We start from the raw sequence: 547 nt of genomic DNA, 5'->3' as shown, positions 1-547 counted from the left end.
GGCGAGAAGGTGATGCCGTCGAACCTGGCCGAGTTCCTGCCCACGCATCCCAATCTCGGGCTGTCGCCGGGCACCAGCCAGTCGATGAAGCAGGCCGGCCTGTCACTGCGGGAAATCGAAATTCTCGCCTGTCTGGTGAGCGGGCACCCCAACAAGATCATCTCGCGCCAGCTCGAGATCAGCGAGGCGACGGTGAAGGTCCATGTGAAGGCCATTCTTCGCAAGGTCGGCGTCCAGAACAGGACCCAGGCCGCCATCTGGGCGGTCGGCGAGCGATTGAACGAGACGCTTTCATCGCACCCTCCCTGTGGCAAGATACGCAACGGCGCCGGTCAGGCTTCGCCCCAACTCGGCTGACCTCCCGCTCGCCATTTCGTTCTTCACTTTCCGGCAAGTCGCCTATCTGGTCGACGCCTATGGTGGCCGGGTCAGCGAGCGCGATCCGCTCAACTACGCGCTGTTCATCACCTTTTTCCCGCACCTGATCGCCGGGCCGATCACGCATCATCGCGAGATGCTCGCGCAATTCAGCAGCGCGCCCGACCGC

General features: G+C 63.4%; 1 protein-coding gene and 1 pseudogene. Both read left to right on the top strand.

The genetic code is table 11. The annotated features are described in order from the left end of the window. Positions 1-357, top strand: a 357-nt coding sequence (locus AC1DSD_RS22450) for a response regulator transcription factor (RefSeq protein ID WP_478033208.1), incomplete at its 5' end; no start/stop codon positions are given. Beyond that, positions 308-547, top strand: a pseudogene (locus AC1DSD_RS22445) (hypothetical protein); the annotation flags it as partial. The gene AC1DSD_RS22450 and the pseudogene AC1DSD_RS22445, both read left to right, overlap by 50 nt.

The organism is Sphingomonas sp. P4_D12 (genome assembly GCF_056401895.1).
The sequence above is the reverse complement of the archived record's forward strand: the minus strand, read 5'-3'. Positions and strand labels throughout refer to the sequence as shown.